18 protein-coding genes and 1 tRNA gene are annotated in these 19,172 nt (G+C 40.1%); 13 read left to right on the forward strand and 6 right to left on the reverse strand.

All coding sequences use genetic code 11. The features are described from left to right. Positions 1-48 precede the first annotated feature (48 nt). Positions 49-690, forward strand: a complete 642-nt coding sequence (locus tag ACQFX9_RS13205) for a hypothetical protein (protein WP_427162421.1) — start codon at positions 49-51, stop codon at positions 688-690. Positions 691-878: 188 nt separating this feature from the next. Here the strand turns inward: ACQFX9_RS13205 and ACQFX9_RS13210 are convergent, their stop codons facing one another. The 3 genes from ACQFX9_RS13210 to ACQFX9_RS13220 all read right to left on the reverse strand — a co-directional run bounded on the left by ACQFX9_RS13210 (position 879) and on the right by ACQFX9_RS13220 (position 4,427). Beyond that, positions 879-1,874, reverse strand: coding sequence for a CHAD domain-containing protein (locus tag ACQFX9_RS13210; RefSeq protein ID WP_427162422.1), 996 nt, complete (start codon positions 1,872-1,874; stop codon positions 879-881). 425 nt (positions 1,875-2,299) lie between these two features. After that, the gene (locus tag ACQFX9_RS13215; protein ID WP_427162423.1) at positions 2,300-3,727 is read right to left on the reverse strand and encodes a 1-acyl-sn-glycerol-3-phosphate acyltransferase; all 1,428 of its coding nucleotides are present in this window, start codon (positions 3,725-3,727) and stop codon (positions 2,300-2,302) included. Positions 3,728-3,809: 82 nt separating this feature from the next. Then, a complete protein-coding gene (locus ACQFX9_RS13220) occupies positions 3,810-4,427 on the reverse strand; it encodes a Uma2 family endonuclease (protein WP_427162424.1) in 618 nt (205 codons plus the stop codon). Positions 4,428-4,518: 91 nt separating this feature from the next. Between ACQFX9_RS13220 and ACQFX9_RS13225 the strand changes: the two genes are divergently transcribed. Beyond that, the gene (locus ACQFX9_RS13225) at positions 4,519-5,157 is read left to right on the forward strand and encodes a class I SAM-dependent methyltransferase (RefSeq protein WP_427162425.1); all 639 of its coding nucleotides are present in this window, start codon (positions 4,519-4,521) and stop codon (positions 5,155-5,157) included. 73 nt (positions 5,158-5,230) lie between these two features. Here the strand turns inward: ACQFX9_RS13225 and ACQFX9_RS13230 are convergent. Further along, positions 5,231-5,303, reverse strand: a tRNA-Ala gene (locus tag ACQFX9_RS13230). A gap of 72 nt (positions 5,304-5,375) precedes the next feature. Between ACQFX9_RS13230 and ACQFX9_RS13235 the strand changes: the two genes are divergently transcribed. After that, on the forward strand, positions 5,376-6,272 hold the full coding sequence (locus ACQFX9_RS13235) for a rhodanese-related sulfurtransferase (RefSeq protein ID WP_427162426.1): 897 nt from the start codon (positions 5,376-5,378) through the stop codon (positions 6,270-6,272). A 123-nt stretch (positions 6,273-6,395) separates the two neighbouring features. After that, positions 6,396-7,832 (forward strand): FAD-dependent oxidoreductase, encoded by a 1,437-nt coding sequence (locus ACQFX9_RS13240; protein WP_427162427.1) that lies wholly within the window; start codon positions 6,396-6,398, stop codon positions 7,830-7,832. A 177-nt stretch (positions 7,833-8,009) separates the two neighbouring features. On the opposite strand, the gene nfi is transcribed toward ACQFX9_RS13240, so the two are convergent. Further along, positions 8,010-8,675, reverse strand: a complete 666-nt coding sequence (gene nfi, locus ACQFX9_RS13245; protein WP_427162428.1) for a deoxyribonuclease V — start codon at positions 8,673-8,675, stop codon at positions 8,010-8,012. A gap of 164 nt (positions 8,676-8,839) precedes the next feature. Here nfi and ACQFX9_RS13250 point away from each other — a divergent pair, with 164 nt between their 5' ends. Next, positions 8,840-9,676: a prohibitin family protein gene (locus ACQFX9_RS13250; protein WP_427162429.1), complete on the forward strand. Its 837-nt coding sequence runs from the start codon at positions 8,840-8,842 to the stop codon at positions 9,674-9,676. Between the two features lie 146 nt (positions 9,677-9,822). Here ACQFX9_RS13250 and ACQFX9_RS13255 read toward each other — a convergent pair whose 3' ends face one another. Continuing rightward, entirely contained in the window at positions 9,823-11,412 is a 1,590-nt protein-coding gene (locus ACQFX9_RS13255; protein ID WP_427162430.1) for a helix-turn-helix domain-containing protein, read from the reverse strand. A 1,103-nt stretch (positions 11,413-12,515) separates the two neighbouring features. Here ACQFX9_RS13255 and fdxB point away from each other — a divergent pair. From fdxB to ACQFX9_RS13295, 8 genes are all read left to right on the forward strand, one after another. Then, positions 12,516-12,809, forward strand: coding sequence for a ferredoxin III, nif-specific (gene fdxB / locus ACQFX9_RS13260; protein ID WP_103139837.1), 294 nt, complete (start codon positions 12,516-12,518; stop codon positions 12,807-12,809). Between the two features lie 445 nt (positions 12,810-13,254). Beyond that, a complete protein-coding gene (locus ACQFX9_RS13265) occupies positions 13,255-14,226 on the forward strand; it encodes a cytochrome c oxidase subunit II (RefSeq protein ID WP_427162431.1) in 972 nt (323 codons plus the stop codon). A 56-nt stretch (positions 14,227-14,282) separates the two neighbouring features. After that, positions 14,283-15,947, forward strand: coding sequence for a cytochrome c oxidase subunit I (gene ctaD, locus ACQFX9_RS13270; RefSeq protein ID WP_427162432.1), 1,665 nt, complete (start codon positions 14,283-14,285; stop codon positions 15,945-15,947). 458 nt (positions 15,948-16,405) lie between these two features. Next, positions 16,406-16,993: a cytochrome c oxidase subunit 3 gene (locus ACQFX9_RS13275; RefSeq protein ID WP_427162433.1), complete on the forward strand. Its 588-nt coding sequence runs from the start codon at positions 16,406-16,408 to the stop codon at positions 16,991-16,993. Between the two features lie 103 nt (positions 16,994-17,096). Then, positions 17,097-17,582 (forward strand): hypothetical protein, encoded by a 486-nt coding sequence (locus tag ACQFX9_RS13280; RefSeq protein ID WP_427162872.1) that lies wholly within the window; start codon positions 17,097-17,099, stop codon positions 17,580-17,582. A gap of 34 nt (positions 17,583-17,616) precedes the next feature. Beyond that, the gene (locus ACQFX9_RS13285) at positions 17,617-17,787 is read left to right on the forward strand and encodes a hypothetical protein (protein ID WP_236144309.1); all 171 of its coding nucleotides are present in this window, start codon (positions 17,617-17,619) and stop codon (positions 17,785-17,787) included. Positions 17,788-17,792: 5 nt separating this feature from the next. Further along, on the forward strand, positions 17,793-18,404 hold the full coding sequence (locus tag ACQFX9_RS13290; RefSeq protein ID WP_427162434.1) for a cupin: 612 nt from the start codon (positions 17,793-17,795) through the stop codon (positions 18,402-18,404). Between the two features lie 177 nt (positions 18,405-18,581). Beyond that, positions 18,582-19,100: an ArsC/Spx/MgsR family protein gene (locus ACQFX9_RS13295; RefSeq protein ID WP_427162435.1), complete on the forward strand. Its 519-nt coding sequence runs from the start codon at positions 18,582-18,584 to the stop codon at positions 19,098-19,100. The last annotated feature ends 72 nt before the right edge of the window (positions 19,101-19,172 follow it).

Genomic DNA, 19,172 nt, shown 5'->3' on the forward strand with positions numbered 1-19,172 from the left:
GAGGGGGTTAAACACCCAAAAACACTGAAATCAAAGGAAAATACAGCCATGAAATCCCAAACTTTGTTAAGTATCGCTTGTTCTTTATCCCTGTTAGGTTCTTTAACTCTACCAGCGACAGCTCAACCAGTTCCCACCGCAGCATCTCAACCCCCAGTAGTCAACTCAGAAACTAGTATTCCCCAAGATACAGCACTCGTCGTTTCATTCCCCGCAGCCGTAACAGTCGATGTTGGACAAAAAAAGGATTATCCCCTGACTGTTCCTTTAGCTAGTGCTATTAAAGATGCTCAAGGTAATATCGTCGCGCCAGAAAATACTCCTGTTACCATAGTTCTCAAACCCAGTGATGGCGGCGCAAAAATTATTGCTCAATCTATAGTTATTAACGGCCGCATCGTTACTATTAAAGCATCTAGTCAAGTTATTCCAGGTACAACCATTACTCAAAAGCGCGCCAATGACAAAGCTGTAGAAAGTGGTTCAATTTGGGGACGGATTGGTGGTAGCATCATGGGATTTAGCAGCAATGGTGATCCTGACCAGTTTGACAGAGGTGCAATGTTAGGTAGTGCATACGGTTTGATTTCTGGTTTGCGTTCTCCAGAAAATATCCGTGTGGTGCAGATTCCCCAAAGTAGTGTTTATGTTTTATCTTTGGAAGCTCCCATCACTTTGTCTGTTCGTTAGGTGACAGTGCTGAGTGCTGTTAGCGGTAGCGGGGCGTTTAGCCCGTGCTGAGTAAGAATTTTAGTCAAAAGTCAAGAGTCCTTTTTTCATGTTTGATTGTGAGTTTTTCTCATAAGTAGCTGATATGAAAAGGTAAACGGCAAAAGGTAAACGGCAAAAGATAAAAGAAAGTTTGAATTGTGAGTAGATTAATCTCTCGTCTCTATGACCTCATTGCCGATAGGATGCAAAATTGTGAGATGAAAGTTATGTCTATTTTCTACTTGCAGATATCTTTCCTGTAATGGTTGCCATTCTTGCCACCACTGGTAACGGTTAGAGGCTAACAAGCTAGTGAGTTTTGGTAATTTGGTGTTAACTTCAGATTTAAATATATCCGTCAACCATTCACCCATTACTACGCTATCTTGAATATTGCCCAATATGTCTTGAATATTTTTGACATCTGCAATATACGCCGCGTAGGACTCTCCATATAATTCAGTAAATAATTCCATTTGGTAGCGCAGACGCTTGGCTTGTTTTCGTAAATCGTGTATGGTTTCACCTTGATTTGTTAAGTATTTCTCTACAGTTTTAATAGACCATTCACGATGAATCTTGAGTTCATTATCTAAAATTTCAGTGCCTGCTAAGAAACCTGGATGCAGTAAAAATTGACTCAATTCAGGTAATAGTAAATCTGGTAATACCTGCTGAATTGGTAATGATGCTAGTGGTTTATAATCTGGTTTTTCTAACCAAGTTTGTAAGGTTTGCTTCAATGATTGATAAGAATCATTTTTTAGTGTTGCTATAGTTTTGTTTACGGCTTCTTCACGCTGTTTATTTAAATCATGAAAAGCTGTTTGTAGAGATTTCTGCTCTTTAGCAGGTAGGTTTGGTTGATAGAGAGTTTCTAAATTTTGTTTTAAAACGTCTAAGTCGCGAAGATTACCAAGACGACGCGCAATTTTACCGATGTTCTTACTATTAGCAGATTGGGGTAGGTCTAATACTATCTCAAACCGACTAACGGCTGTACGTAAACGTCGCATACCTACACGCATTTGATGTAGTGCTTCTGGGTCTTCATCTTTCTTAACAGGTTTTTCCCACTTCAAGATTTTATTAAAGTGTTTTTGAATCGCCTGATAAGCATAGTTCCCTAGTGTTTTGAGCGTGGATTCTGTAGCTATTTTCATAGTTTATAGCAATTATTTAAGCGGGTTATTGCATAATAGCATTAGTTAAAAATTTATATCTCTCGGCTTGAGAATTGTATTTTTAGAGGAGTAAACAATTTTAGTATAGGGATAATATTTATATACTGAACATAATTGTTTAAGTAGTCAAAAGGGAACAGGTAATAGGAAATAGGAAGGGATTTTAGAAAAATTCAATCTTAATCATGTGTTGTGATTTACACCCGAAAAATTTCAGATTTAATTATAAGTTGAAAATAGGTTGCATTTACTTATCAAAAGAATTGAAAATTATCCTGCATAATTGCCATTACATGATGACGCAGATGTCCAAAACCAGGAATAGAAGCAGCGATTTATATTGTTATTCAACATTTATCAATATTTGCTAACTATCATCAACAGCTTGCTTGATATTTTTGCGGTCAACTTTTAATTATTTCGTCCTGAATTAATGTTTCTAACGCTGTTTGTATATCTTCCGTTAGTTCGTTAACAGCACGTTTAACTGCTGGACGATCGCCTTGTACTTTTTCCCAGCATTGGGTGACAGAAATTGGTTCACCTACCTTAATGATGGCTTTGCGGAAACCTAGACGCGATCGCCCTGGTAATGTAGATGAGCGAATTCGCGATAACATATCAAACATTAGTAAAGCTGTTTCCGCTAATCTATCAGCCGTGGGTTGTTCCTGGAGATAATTAGCTTGCACCGCCACAAAACTTTCTACTAACCGCATATGCTGTACCCTTAAATCGGCTTCTTGGGCTACCCAGTCAGCAAGCCCTCTGTGCAGAGGTGGTAATGTATTGATATCTCCTAAGTCATCTCGATAAATCAAGTTCCAACTAGCTTCTTCTAAACGGCGACAACGGTCAATAAAATTACCCTGTGGTTGCACACCAAAATACTGCTCCGCAACTTGTAAACCCTTATCTAGTAATCGATGTAACCTATCTATTAATGCTTGATGGGCAGTAGCAACAGTTTCTGAGGAATTGGTTTTGGGAATATCTTGATGATAAAAGCGGCGATAAAACTCTTCCATTTCCGTAATTAGATATTCACCCAAGCGGCAAATTCGTTGATGATAGATTTCTGGCTGATTTTTATGATCACCAACAGATTGAACAGGTAAACCGCTATCAGCTTCTAGCTGACTGAGTAATTGATCTAATTTTGACCAAGGTGGTTGAATATATTGATATTGAATTGAAACCGGCACAATAATCACAGTTTCATTCCGGTTAGCCTTGTGCAGATCCTCCACACACCAAAACCCCATTTGCGCTGTCCCAGGTTCTAAAGGGCTAACAATGCCACTGTGACCATTATTACCACCTTCAGGAGCAACGGCGATGGGTAATTGAGCATTCGCAAATAAATTCCGTGCCATTTGAATCGCCTGCTTATCTAACCGCCTTCCGCGACGTACCGGCACACCCCCCAAGCGGGAAAACAACCACCCCAACCAATTACCAGCCCAGATAGTCATTCCTCGGTCATAGATAAAATGACTATGAAGAGGATATTTTAACTTGATGCCTTGCTCACGGGCGACCTGCGGCACAATTCGAGACAACACATAGAGAACACATAGGGGATCTTCTACCTCTGGATGACGAAAAGCCATCAACAGCCGAATTTTACCAGATTGGAATTGTGAGTATAGTTCTGCCAAAATTTCAGCATTTTTCGCTTCTACTTGCACAATTCCCGCAGGTAGCCAAGGACGAGTCCGAAATCTCAAGATAAACGGTAGCACCGCATGAAAAATTCGCACCACCAACGGATTGAAACTGTAGGGGATGAATTTGAGTGCAGGTTGGGTAGAGGTGATGAATTTAGGCAAAGGGTTCTCCGGAGGTTGGGGACTGGGGTGGGGATTGGGGATTGGGGACAATGAAGGAACACTAATAACTCATGACTATTGACTATTGATTAACTTGAAAAATTTGTGATGTGGTTAAATTGAGGTCGGGGAATATGTTTGAAATAAGGCGATCGCTATTTCTAAATTGACTCACTTGATACTCGCCTTCTACTAAAGTGTAAATAGAAATGGTTGGTTGTTTAGGATTACCAATAAATCGCTTACCCCCTAATCCTAAATAGTCAATAATCCAGTATTCGGGAATTCCCATTACTTCGTAATCGTTAGCTTTTTTGACATAATCATCCCGCCAGTTGGTACTCACTACTTCAATCACTAAGGGAACTGAAGCCGCTTGGCTGATTGTTGATGCCTTTTTCCACAGAGGTTCACTGACTAAATTGGGGCGATTTAATATCACTACATCTGGGGAGTATGCTGATTCATGTTCTAATGGTTTAATGAATGCTGTTTTGGGGATGAAGTAAGGTAGATTTAAACGTTTATATTCTATGACAATTTCTGCGACCAAAAATCCAATTATCTCTTCATGGTCTCCTGTAGCTGGTGGCATTTCAACGATGACTCCATCATGTAATTCGTAATGTTGCTGTGGATTGTCTGGATACCAAGCAATGAATTCATCGAATTTCATTAGCTGGTGTAAAGCTTGAGTCATAGTTTCATTCCCAAGACAAGATGAAAATAGGATAGGCGATCGCTGTTACCTTAATTATCAGATGAATATCCCAGGCAAACTATACCATCAGATGAATACATCACAAGACGCACGCAAATACGCCCCAGCTACACAGCGTAACCGTCAACCCATCTTAGAAATATTGCTGCAAGTATTACCTCCCAACGGCACTATTTTGGAAATAGCCAGTGGTACTGGTGAACACGCTATCTTTTTTGCGCCTCGTCTTAGTCCCCGTTGCTGGCTACCTTCTGACCCTAACCCTGAATTACGCGCTAGTATTGCAGCTTGGGCAGAACATTTCCCCTGTGATCATCTCTATCACCCTATAGAACTGGATGCAATCCAACCAAATTGGCCGGTAGAAACAGACCAAAGCCGTGACGACTCACCCATAGTTGCCATTGTGAACATTAATATGATTCACATTTCCCCTTGGTCAGCCTGTTTGGGACTAATGGCGGGTGCTGGGCGCATCTTACCACCAGGCGGTATTCTCTATTTATATGGGCCTTATAAACAGGGTGGAGAACATACCGCACCCAGTAATGTAGCCTTTGACGAATCTTTACGCGCCCAAAACCCCGAATGGGGTGTACGCAATTTAGAGGATGTGGTGGTAGTGGCTAACCAAGAAAATCTTCACCTAAAAGGTACTTACCAAATGCCAGCAAACAATCTTTCTGTAGTCTTCCAGCGTTCACTCTAACAACTGATCCACAAGCTTTTATCCTCTCTCCCTGCTTGCCTACAGACAAAAACTAAGTAAGATTACAGTAAAATGGAGGTTAGCGGACTCGAACCGCTGACATCCTGCTTGCAAAGCAGGCGCTCTACCAACTGAGCTAAACCCCCGTAAAATAAAAAAGCGTGTAATTTTATTCCACTTGCATAAGTATACCTGAAAGTTGTAATTTTGCCAAAGGGATGAACGAAAAAAATATTCAAATTGTTGCCACCTTTTATAAATTTGTGAGTTTGCCGGATTTTCAGGAGATGCAAGCCCCCTTATTGTCCTACTGCTTGACACAAGATATTAAGGGAACAATTTTGTTAGCCCAAGAAGGAATTAACGGCACGATCGCAGGTTCGCGTCCATCTATAGACGCGGTTCTCAGGCATCTGCGTGCTGATGCGCGATTTGCTGATTTAGAACACAAAGAATCAACGGCACAGACACCACCCTTTGAACGGATGAAAGTCCGCTTGAAAAAAGAAATCGTTACCTTGGGTTTGCCGGAAGTTGACCCGAATCAACAAGTGGGTATTTATGTTACACCCCAGGAATGGAATGATTTAATCTCTGATCCAGAAGTTACTGTTATTGATACCCGCAACGATTACGAAGTGCATATCGGAACTTTCAAAGGGGCGCAAAATCCTCAAACTAATTCTTTCAGTGAATTTCCTGAATATGTCAGTCAAAACCTTGACCCCAACCAACATAAAAAAGTAGCCATGTTTTGTACTGGGGGAATTCGTTGTGAAAAAGCCTCTGCTTTTATGCTTGCCCAAGGTTTTACGGAGGTTTATCACCTCAAAGGCGGTATTCTCAAATATTTAGCAGAAATACCCCCAGAAAACAGTCTATGGGAAGGGGAATGTTTTGTTTTTGACGAACGCATTGCTGTAGGTCATGGTTTAGCCACAGGTAATCATGAATTGTGCTTTTGTTGTGGACATCCTCTATCTGAAGAAGATAAAGCCTCACCTAAATATGAATTAGGGATGTCTTGTCCCCACTGTTTTGATCATCTCACCCCAGAAAAGAGAGTGCGTCAGCAGGAAAAATGGCGGCAATACCAGCTACAACACGAAAAGTAGGGTAATGGGGAAGCAGAGGAGAAAAATCACCTGCCAGGGTTGAAGTTTTAACTAAGAGAGCAAGAAAGCGAGGTTTTAGACTTTATTATTTGGATCAAAATAGTTAGGTTTGTAAGTAAAATCATGTTAACTGATATCTATGATGTTGTTATAGTCGGGGCCGGGCCAATTGGTCTAGCAACTGCTATTGGTTTACGCCAGCGAGGAATTAACAATATTTTGGTGTTAGATCAAACCCACGCATTTCGCCGAGTCGGTCAAACTTTGGATCTGCTCCCCAACGGCTTAAAATCTCTAAAGTATTTAGCAAATCATGCTTATGAAGCTGTTAAAAATACAGCCCTTGGTGCGTTGAATTCCCCATCATCAAATCCACAGGAAAAGTCTAATCAACCTGCTCGTAAGTGGTTTTACCGCAATTTGCAAGGGCAGGAAATACGCTCAATTCCTCTAAGTTTTGATGATTGGTTGCAAGAGTATGGTGAGGGACGTGTTTCACTAGCATGGTATGATTTACAAACAACTTTCAGACAACAATTACCATCAGAAATAGTCCTAGCTAATCACCGTTGTGTTAATGTCATCGATGAACCAGAAAATCATTGTGTGCGGATAGATTGTGTTTATGACACAACAATAGAAACCAATCCCTATGCACATTGGCAAGATAATAAACCCGACGAACTAGATAATAATTACCAACAATCAGTCACTAATACATCATTTCGAGCTAGGCTAGTCATTGCCGCAGACGGAATTAATTCTACAATTCGTCAGGTGATTTACAAAGATAGTCTTTATGAAAATTATGCCAAGCCAGAATATTCTGGATTTGCTGCTATATTTTGTCGAGAAACTGTTGATATTCATCAGGAGTTAGCCGCAGAAATTGAAGCGAAATTTTTGCAGAATTCACCGATTACTACTATTTGTCATGATGCGGTATCTAGAAAAAACGTAGGCGAAATGGAAGACACAAGAATGATGTTATTCCGCAGTCGTGTTACTAATCAATTTGGTTATGTTATTCATTGTGCTTCACCTCTAGTAGCTTTACAAAAGCAGTCTGGTAGTTCTTTAATTAACTTAGCAATACAAATATTTGAACAAGCTCAATTTCCCGATATTCTCCAGCGATTAGTCCGTTTGTCGCCTCCAGAAAACATGGTACAACGTCCTTATTATATTCATCGGGCAATTATTGCTGATTCTGAAAATCCACCCATTCAACCCACTTGGAATCTAGGACGTGTTGTTTTAGTTGGTGATGCGGCGCATGGAATGCCACCATTTATGGCTCAAGGTGCTAATCAGGGTTTAGAAGATGCTTTAGCGGTGGTAATATTAATTGCCCAAATTGCCCTAGATAATAACTGGAATAATACACAAGCTATAGCAGCAGCTTTCCAAAAATATGAACAATTACGTCGTCCGTGGATGGCTTATGTTCAGGAAGCAACTTTAAATCGAAATCCCTATTCTTCTGACAGTAGTTGGCAACAATATGGGCAGAAAATTTATGGGCGTAATATTGATCAAGTAATACAAGCATTAGCTTAGAGATGATTTATAAAGTAAATCTTAAATTGTAGGGTGCGTTCAAGCAACGCGTAACGCACCAGATATCAGACGGTGCGTTACGGCTAGATATCATTTGGTAAAATCCGCAAATCCTTACATAGCCGTAACACACCCTACTTAATATTTACTTTATAAATAGGCTCTAAGCTGAGAAATTTATCTATTAGATGCTAATTTATCGGCTATGCGGGTAGTTTCTGGTAGCCGATATTTTGGTGTACAACGTAACACATAATCAATTGCCGTCGGTAAACTAATTTTATGTCCACTAGAAACATACACAGGTTTAACTCCCGCACGAGTTCGTAAAACCGCACCAATGGTTTCACCTTTATGTATTAACGGTTGGTAACTACCTTTAGCTTCTGGTAATTCCTCGTGCTTACCAATTAGTAATGATTTAGCTACACCAATTGTTGGTGTATTGATGATCACTCCCAGGTGACTAGCTATACCCAATCTCCGAGGATGAGCAATTCCTTGTCCGTCACACAAAATAATATCTGGCGTGGTGTGGATTTTTTCTAAAGCATCAAGGATAGCGGGAATTTCGCGAAATGACAAAAAACCAGGGATGTAAGGAAAAGATGTAGGACGGTAGGCTAATTGTGTTTCAACGACTTGCAACTCAGGAAAACTCAGCACTGCTACGGCTGCGCGGCTAATAGTACCTTCCGCTTCAAAGCCCATATCAACCCCAGCAACATATTTGATTGTTGCTGGTATTTGATCCTGTGTAATTACTTGGTTGCGTAATTCTTCTTGAATAGTGATGGCTGCTTCTAAAGTTTGCGGCCAAGTATGGGGTTGATAAATCTTCATATTTTTAATTAGTAGTTAAAATCTTTTTTCGGAAACATAAGTAGAACGACTTGAAAAACCTTAACTAGCAATGATTTGTAAAAAATTGTAAAAATTCGTCTGTCAAGCAATATTTATGATGACTTGATGCCGATAGTCAATTAGTGCATCAGGAGAATAAAAATATGCGTAATACTTCTAATAATTATAACGGTAACTCTAGATATGGTTTCTACTTGGGTGGTGGGATATTGTTAGTATTTTTGGCTATCATATTTCGCCCTTTTACGATTGTAAACGCTGGTGAACGTGGTGTAGTCATGCAGTTTGGCAAAGTCCAAGATAGGGTTTTAGATGAAGGAATACATACTATTATGCCGGGTGTGACATCCGTACGCAGAATTAGTGTGCGTGTACAACAAAATACTTTTCAAGCTGATGCAGCTTCTAAAGACTTGCAACAACTGAAAACAGAATTGGCTGTTAACTGGCACGTTGACCCTAGTAAAGTTAATAAGGTATTCCAACAAGTTGGAGACCAACAACAAATAGTTACAGGTATCATTACACCAGCCGTATCGGAAGTTTTAAAAGCTGCGACTGCTAGAAAAACGGCTGAAGAAATTATTACAAGACGCACAGAATTAAAAGCAGAAATTGATAAGAATTTAAAAGATAGGTTACAGGCTTATGGTTTGATAGTTGATGATGTTTCTCTGGTGAATTTTGCTTTTTCACCAGAGTTTAGCAGGGCGATTGAATCTAAACAAATAGCAGAACAAGAAGCAAAGCAAGCAGAATTTATTGCCAAGAAAGCAACTCAAGAAGCTCAAGCTGAGGTTAACCGTGCCAAAGGTCAGGCTGAGGCACAACGCTTACAACGGCTAACTTTAACGCCGGAGTTATTACAAAAGCAAGCAATAGAAAAATGGGATGGTAAATTCCCAATGGTGATAAACGGTAATGGTTCTTTACCGTTGATTAATATCAATCCTGGTAGTTTATCTAGTAATAATAATTAATATTGCATAATGAAGCGATCGCCTATTTTCCATAAACACAAAATTAACTATATCAGAAATAACTGTAACCGCCGATGCACAATCATCTTAGACTATATACAAATATATCGGCGGTTCAACGTCACAAAATTACAATCATTCCTCAACTAAGCAATATGTAGCACTTTTCGCAAAATAGCTTGGTCTTCTAACTTGGCTTTTAAGCGACCATTTTCAACATCTCGAATCCAACTCTGGCTTTTACCTGTGAGTTTAGCTAACTCTCTTTGCGAGAGATTTAAATTTTTGCGTGCCTGCAAAATCTGCTCACCAACTAAGTCGCTTGCGCTTGATATTTTCCGTCTGACTCTGGCTGTACGCCGTTGTTTTTTCTCTGATTCCGAAATTTGTCTTTCCCATTCTGGCGGTAATTCAAAAGCTAAAATCCTCGCATTCATTAACAGATTCCATTTCCCACGGGGGCCAGTATCGGTGAGACGAGTTTCTCCACCAGCGTCATTAATCCAAAATTCTAAAGCCTCATCAGGGTCTTCAGGAATATCAACTAATTTCGCCCATAAAGGTTGAATTTCTAAGGGGTAGGTAATGGGATCAAATATGGGTTTAATCCCCAAATTATTGAGAACTTCTAAATCGTTTTCAAATGTTCTTAATAGGCGTTTGCGTTCTTCTCTGTGTCGGGAAGCTTGGGTAACTTTTTCTTCGCCATAGGCAATGCGGAGTAAGGTAGGAACTGTGATGCGTTGTTCCTTACCCATTTTGGTTTTAAACAACAACCACAACATTAATCTGACTGCACCTTCATGTTGCTGCCAAATACTCATAACTGTGGTTAAGACAGTTTTAGGCAGACTACCATACTGATAAAATGCACTACGTTCTTTACATCCTTGTTTATTTAAGAAGTATTGCGACCAAAGACCAGCACGAATTTTGAATGTTAGTCCGATGAGATATTTACAGCCAAGGTCATCTTCTTGAAAGTGATGTTGAATATTGACTAAGTGCCACAGGCGACTATTTTGGACAGTAAAACCTGGGACTCGGCCTTGCTGCGGCCAGTCAAGGGAAATCATCAGTGAACAAGCTTGCTGCACCAGATTCTTCATTAATGAGAGTTTGGCGGTTTTGCTGAGGTCTTTACGTTTTTCTAGTCCCAGGTATTTTTCTAGTTGTCGTTCATCAATGGCAAATTCTTGCTCCCAAGGTTGGTCTAAGACTGTGGCATGAGCTGCAAAAATCAGATGGAGACAAGTGGCGCGAATATCCAGGGTTTCAATTACACTAATATTTTTGGCACATTCGTTGACTTGAAATGGGTCTTGGATGTGAAAAGCGATCGCACCCCGTCCTTGGTTCACCTGTCTGCGATAACATAGATAGCCTGCGTCGTCGATTTCCCAATTCAGGGATGTACGCTGCGCTAGGAGATTGCACGCTTCCCAAATGGCGATCGCCGAAGCAAATGGGTTATTCTTGCCATTAGAAAATAAGTCTGAACTGGTAGCATCTCTTGGTTCAACTTTGCATCTCCCTTTCTTCGCCTGCCACGGTATGGGAGATTTAATCGGACAAGCTATTACACATTGCGGTTCAGGATAATAGCCTTCACAGTTATTACAAAGACAAGGATCTATCCAATACTCATCACCTTCTAATTTGATTGCACCCGTAGGACATTGGGGACGGCAGTTGTCACATCCAACGCAACTTTTGTTAGGAATTGTATAAGGCATATGGCTTCCCACTTGAATCGTTGAGATGTTCGGCTTAAGTCTCCCCTGGATGTGTCTGTACACAAGGTAAAGTTTAAAAAACAAAAATTACCAGTAGAAATTGGCAATTATTGCTTGATTTATGCCATGTTGTACTACTTATTTATTAAGTAAGAAAAGTTTAATTACTTAATAATTTATTCACATCCATATTTCGACTTTGCACCCAATTGCAAACTAATTCAGGCTATTAATTTGAACCTAATTTAGTTGCTTTCTTAGATAAAGATTTCATAAATATTTTTATGAATTTGTTCATGATGAGCTTAGAAAAGGTTCTTAAGAATTATAGAAATACTTAGGTTGCGAACAATTTTGTCTTGACCTCAAAAGTTTAACCAAAATGTTTTAATTGAGTTTTCGTGTACATAATTATTAGTTTTGACTGATTTATTAATAATTTTAATATTTGTGCTAAAGCCATCGTCTGTTATTACCATCACAAATCATTATTGTCATGATTTCCTAGCAATTTGCTTAAGTAAATCATTTATCATCATTTACCAGAAATTTTGAGCAAAAAAAGTATAGATTTACAAGTATCTGAAAAAGCGTTTTGTGGCGAAAGCTACAATTCTGTCGAGCAATTATGTAATTTTTGATAACTTGCTAATAAATAGCAATGAATTTGTAGGTAATTTAGAGGAAATAACTTGAATTAAGATGTAATTATTTATGCAAGTAATAACTATGATCTCTGAAGAGATTGTGCATAATAACTTATATTTAGTTTTTGAGCCAAACACTATCCAGTTGGTTATTCCTTATTTGCTTAACTACCTGAAGTAATCAAATGAGCTTTTTATATAGATAGATTTACAAAAGTATTGATATCGTTTATTCGATGAATAATTTTTATTGTGTATGTCGAGGGTAAGGGAATCACTAATAATAATAATTTTCATTTAAAGCGGAATACATTTTTGAGAAATATTTTGTATCTAATTAGCATTTAAATTCCCAACAAATTAATCTGTTGATTACAAAATAAGTAGATAAAATTAAAGTAAGATGAAGATTAAATTACCAACAAGTTTATTGGCAGAATAGCCAGGAGTTTAGCGATGGCAGTCCTCACAGGCGTAACCTTTGGTGGCAAAACTTGGACACCTAAATTTGCTCAAGCAATTGACAAAGACAAATGTATCGGATGTGGCAGATGTATTAAAGTATGTGGTTATTCTGTGCTGGATTTGAAAGCACTTAATGAAGAAGGTGAATTTGTTGAGGATGAAGAAGATGACGAAATCGAGCGCAAAGTCATGGTAGTCGCCCATCCAGAAAACTGCATTGGCTGTGAAGCTTGTTCTCGGATTTGTCCTAAAAATTGCTATAGCCACTCTACACTAGAGAACTAAGCTTGATGCCCCAAAAAACTGTTAGGAGCAGAATCAAATTATGCGGCAAGGTAAATTAGGGGAATATATAAAAGTTCATCAACAACAACTGCGTGAATTACTAATTGTTCATTATTAACAAAATCATCCTTGCTATGGCTACTAACAGTTTAAATGCTGGGAGGAATCGCTTGGATTAATCTCAAAGCTTTCTGTTTATCATATTTACAATACATTGTTAAGTTTTTGGGGGATAGATATGAAGATATCTGGAAAAAATCCCCCAATTTTTGTTGGCGTGGGTTAGAAATTGAATAAGCGAAAAAACATTATCAGGTGAAAATCTTCAAACCTATAGATGGGCATAGGTAATTTTGGATGTGAGATTTTGCGTTGAGTTCCAATCCCAAATCCCAAATCCCAAATTGGATAAGACCCTAACACCGCCAACTAAAAAGCAGGTACTATGCAACAAATTCCTGTTTCATTATGGACTCTAATTGCTGGCATAGTAATTGGAGTAATCAGTCTTTGGATGGGTCAAAATCACAATCTATTACCAGTAGAAGCATCAGAACAAGCACCGTTGGTAGACGGATTTTTTAATATTATGTTTACCATTGCTGTTGCCCTATTTTTGGTAGTGGAAGGCACGATTTTGATTTTTCTAGTCAAATATCGCCGTCGTCGGGGTGACAATACGGATGGTGTTCCGGTAGAAGGTAATGTTCCTTTAGAAATCTTTTGGACAGCCATTCCCTCACTGATTGTCATTTGCTTAGGTATTTACAGTGTAGATGTCTTTAACCGGATGGGAGGTTTAGAACCTGGAAGCCATCCCCACGCTGTATCCCATGCAGATCACAGTTCTGGAAGTGCTATTGCTGCAACCCTCGATGATGCTTTAACAGCTAAAACTGCACCTAGCATCGGGATTGGTACATCCCCTACCCATCAAGCTCAAGCGGCGGATTTGGTGGTGAATGTGACTGGTATGCAGTTTGCTTGGCTGTTTGACTATCCCAACAACGGGGTTTCGGCTGGAGAACTTCATGTTCCCGTAGGCGCAGCTGTGCAACTTAATCTCACCGCACAGGATGTAATTCACTCCTTTTGGGTTCCCCAATTCCGCATCAAACAAGACGCAATTCCTGGTATCCCGACACAATTGAGTTTTGTCGCCACTAAACCAGGTACATATCCGGTAGTGTGTACAGAATTATGTGGTGGTTATCATGGTTCGATGCGGACACAGGTGGTTGTCCACACACCAGCAGAGTTTGATAGCTGGTTGACGGAAAATCAAGTGGCTCAACAACATGATCTACAAACCGTTGTAGCTGCGAATCCGGCGAATTTGTCCAAATCAGAGTTTCTAGCACCCCTTAGCCACAATTTGGGGATTGATGCCGCAACTTTGTATCAACTACAGAAGTAAGGTTCAGTTGTCAATTTCCGACAAATGACAACTGAACACATTGTCTCAAAACACTTATGACACAAATAGAGTTTCCACGGAATTCACCAGATCAAAATCCATCGCAAAATCTGGTGATTAGCCACACCTTACAGTCTCCTGCTTGGAAATGGCACGACTATTTCAAATTTAACGTAGATCATAAGGTTATAGGCATCCAGTATCTGGTGACAGCCTTTGTTTTCTACTTGATTGGTGGGTTGATGGCGATCGCCATTCGCACTGAGTTAGCCACACCAGACGCGGACTTCATCGATCCCAATCTCTACAACGCCTTCATGACTAACCACGGGACAATCATGATTTTCCTGTGGATTGTTCCCAGTGCGATTGGGGGGTTTGGTAACTACCTCATCCCCTTGATGATTGGGGCGCGGGATATGGCGTTTCCCAAATTAAACGCGATCGCTTTTTGGTTAAACCCACCAGCCGGATTACTCCTATTACTGAGTTTCATCTTCGGTGGTTCACAATCTGGCTGGACTGCTTACCCACCTTTGAGTCTTGTTACCGCACCCATCGCCCAAAGTCTGTGGATTTTAGCGATTGTGTTGGTAGGGACTTCTTCCATTTTGGGTTCGGTGAATTTCGTCGTCACCATCTTGATGATGAAAGTTCCTAGCATGAAATGGGATCAATTACCCCTATTTTGCTGGGCAATTTTAGCCACTTCCGTACTTGCACTGCTGTCTACGCCTGTATTAGCAGCTGGTTTGGTACTGTTGCTGTTTGACCTCAACTTTGGTACTTCCTTTTTTAAACCAGATGCAGGCGGTAACGTCATTATTTACCAACATCTCTTCTGGTTCTATTCCCACCCGGCAGTATATTTAATGATTCTGCCCATCTTCGGCATTATGTCCGAAGTAATTCCCGTCCACGCACGCAAACCCATTTTCGGTTATAAAGCGATCGCATATTCTAGTGTCGCCATCTGCGTTGTCGGTTTGTTCGTCTGGGTACACCATATGTTTACCAGTGGTACACCAGGCTGGATGCGGATGTTCTTCACCATCTCGACTTTGATTGTGGCTGTTCCTACCGGCGTGAAAATTTTCGGTTGGGTAGCAACCTTGTGGGGTGGTAAGATTCGCTTTACTAGTGCCATGCTATTTGCGATCGGCTTGTTGTCGATGTTCGTCATGGGTGGCTTAAGCGGCGTGACAATGGGAACTGCGCCTTTTGATGTCCACGTCCACGATACTTATTATGTAGTGGCACACTTCCACTATGTGTTATTTGGTGGTTCTGTCTTTGGGATTTACGCAGGTATCTATCACTGGTTTCCCAAAATGACCGGACGCAAGTTAAATGAATTTTGGGGACGAGTGCATTTTCTCCTCACTTTAGTTGGTACTAACTTGACTTTCTTACCAATGCACAAGTTAGGCTTGCAAGGTATGCCTCGTAGAGTCGCCATGTATGACCCCCAATTTGTGGACTTAAATCAGTTGTGTACCATTGGGGCATTTATCTTGGGTTTATCAGTCATTCCCTTTGCCATCAACATTATTCTTAGTTGGAGTAAAGGAGAAGTAGCTGGTGATAATCCTTGGGAAGCTTTGAGTTTGGAATGGACTACTAGTTCTCCTCCTTTGGTAGAAAACTGGGAAGTTTTGCCTGTGGTGACTCATGGCCCTTATGAATATGGTCATTCTGCGGAAGTCAGTTCATCAACCTAACTCTTTGTAGGTTTTTGAAACTTTACTCAAAAAACACGGGTTTAGGGTATAGGGGTGTAAGGGTGTAGGGGTTGATAAAATAAAAAACCTACGCTTGTCAAAACTCCCAACCCCTTTCTCCGATTAGGAAAGGAATAAGTATATTTCCCGTCTCCTTGTAGGCTACCGTGTACACCTAAGTTAAATTACTTCCCTTCATCCCTTCAGTGCATTGAGGAAATTAAGAAAATTTAGTTTCCTCACGCCAATCTTTAAAACTACAGTGTATACACAAATTGCTGCATCGACGTTATTAATGTATCGCGTGACATTGTTAATGTATCGCCTGACATTGCGAATGTATCGCCTGACATTGTGAATGTATTAGCTGACATTGCAAATGTATCGACTCAATTATCTTGTGTATACACAGTAGCAAAGAAAGGAAGTTAATCACCAAAAATAAAAGAGAGGTAGGTATGACTGTTGTAACCGCGCATGATGAACATCATGAGGCGCATCCTGATTTACGGGTTTGGGGCTTGTTAACGTTCTTGATTTCCGAATCGTTGATGTTTGGTGGTTTTTTCGCTACTTATTTATTCTTTCGGGGAACTACCGATGTTTGGCCGCCAGAGGGAACAGAAGTAGAGTTATTTGTCCCAACGATTAACACTATTATTCTGGTATCTAGTAGCCTCGTCATCCACTTCGGGGATATGGCGATTAAGAAAAATAGTGTTTGGGGAATGCGGTTTTGGTATTTCGTCACCGCTATTATGGGGGCAGTATTTTTGGCAGGCCAGGTGTATGAGTACCAAAATTTGGGCTATGGTCTGACCACCAACGTTTTCGCTAACTGCTTCTACATCATGACCGGATTTCACGGTTTGCACGTATTTATCGGGCTGTTATTGATTTTAGGAGTATTGTGGCGATCGCGTCGTGCTGGCCATTATTCTGCTACTAAACACACTGGCATCGAAATGGCAGAAATTTACTGGCACTTCGTAGACATCATTTGGATCATTCTCTTCACTTTGATTTACATTCTCACACTGTTTTAAGGATGTAAGGACATGGGAGTGTAAGGGTGTAGGGAAGTACAAGGAAATTTGATTGCAATGTCCCATGCCCTATGCCCTATTCCCCATTCCCAAAAATAAAATTATGCAAACTAACACCAACCAATTCTCCTGGTTTCAAGTTCCTAAACAAGTCAAAGAGTTATTAATTTTAGCTGCACAAAATTGGGAAAATACTTCTGAATCAGAGAAATACATTCAGAAAGCTTTATCTCTAACTGGTGAAAATACCGATGTCTTGGTAGCAGCTTATAGATTTTTCTTTTATAAAAATAATTATTTCTTGGCATTGCAAATAACTAGCCAATTATTAGATAAAATTAAAAAATCAGAACAGTTTCCTGATGAGTGGGAACAACTTAAACCTATCTTGGTGAATCGGAGAGAAGAACCACCAATCAGGTTGTACTTAAATGCTTATGCCGCTACAGGATTGGTATTAGCAAAGTTAGGGGAAATCGAGCGTGCCAAGGAAATCAGTTTGCGTGTTCAAGAGATTGACGCAAAACATGATTTCGGAGCAGGAATCCTCATGGATGTTTTGACACGTCCAGCAGAAGAAGATGATTAATTAGTTAACCGTTAACAGTCAACAGTTATCAGCCATGAATAATTTTTCATTTTTCAGCGCATCTCCCTACACACCTTTATCTACATCTGCTAGTAATGACCTGTTTCCCTCTAAGGTGATTTCACCAACCTTTCCCCGTGAGGAATTACCTAACATAACTACACCAGTGTTTGTTTTTCCCCAAATATCTCAACTGAGAGTTTAAATATTATGCAAGGTAGGGATTGGCTCTTAACAGGAGACGGTCAATATCAAGCGTGTAAATCTGCGAGAAGCTGGGATTTATTAGAAGAGAATTATCGTCTATATCGGTTTTTAACTGAAATAGAAGACGTTCTCAATGGGGTAGAGAATGAATCTCTTTGTCTACCCAAAATCCGAATGCTAGTGCGCCGCTTGATTGTGAATTCTTATTGGGTGCGGAGTCAGTATTTAGAGCCTTCTCCTACAATCAAAACCTCAGTTCTGTTGTTATATGATGAGTTAGGTTTTCCTTTAACAGTGCAAACAGTAACATTTGCACCAGGAAGCATATCCAATATTCACAATCATGGAACATGGGGAGTAGTAGCAGTATTAAAAGGACAAGAAAAAAATACTGTTTGGCGACGTACTCAACACCCAGAATTCCCAGACAAAATTGAGCCGATGGGAGAAATTTTGCTATCTCCAGGAGATATTGTCAGCTTTACTCCTGATGCAATTCATAGTGTAGAAGCAGTAGGTGATGAACCAACTGTGACTTTTAATATTTATGGCGAAACTGATCCCAAACAACGCTTTGAGTTTGATGTGGTTACTCATAACGCGAAAAAGTTTTGAGTGCTGGTGAGTGGTAAGTGATGAGTGCTGAGTGCTGAGTAGTGAGTGCTGAGTAATATTAGCGCGGCGTTTAGCAGGTGATGAGTTGAGAAAAAAAACTCTACCTTGTCTACCTTGTCTACCTTGTCCACCTTCCAGTCCCCAGTCCCCAATCCCCAACTAAGAGGAGAAAATACAATGGCTAGAGTAATTTTCTATAGTAAACCTGGTTGTAAAGGTGGTACTCGTCAGAAAGTTTTGCTGACTGCGGCGGGACATGAAGTCATAGCTTATGATTTACTGACTGAACCTTGGACAACAGAACGTCTGCGGTCGTTTTTTGGCGATCGCCCTGTTAGTCAGTGGTTTAATCCTTCTTCACCCAAGATTAAGTCCGGTGAAATTGTTCCTGAAAAATTAGACGAACAAACCGCTTTATTCTTGATGTTACGCGATCCTCTATTGATTCGTCGTCCTTTAATTCAAGTAGGCGATCGCCGTGAAGTTGGTTTTGATGTAGAAACACTCGATGCGTGGATTGGCTTAAAACCTGTAGACGAATCTTTCCGGGCAATGGCTGAAAATCTCATGAGTCAAGATTTACAAGGCTGCGCCCACGGTGGTCACGGTCACAGTGATGCACATCACCACGATCATCAAGGTAATTGCAACCATCACTCCCAGCAAGAACATCACCACCAAAGTTCTCATCATTAAGTATTTCGTAACAACCAATGTAGAGACGTAGCAATGCTATGTCTCTACAAACGTTGCGAATAAATAACAAAA

The sequence above is a fragment of the Aliinostoc sp. HNIBRCY26 genome (assembly GCF_050235535.1).
In the GTDB taxonomy this organism is placed as follows: Bacteria; Cyanobacteriota; Cyanobacteriia; order Cyanobacteriales; family Nostocaceae; genus Trichormus.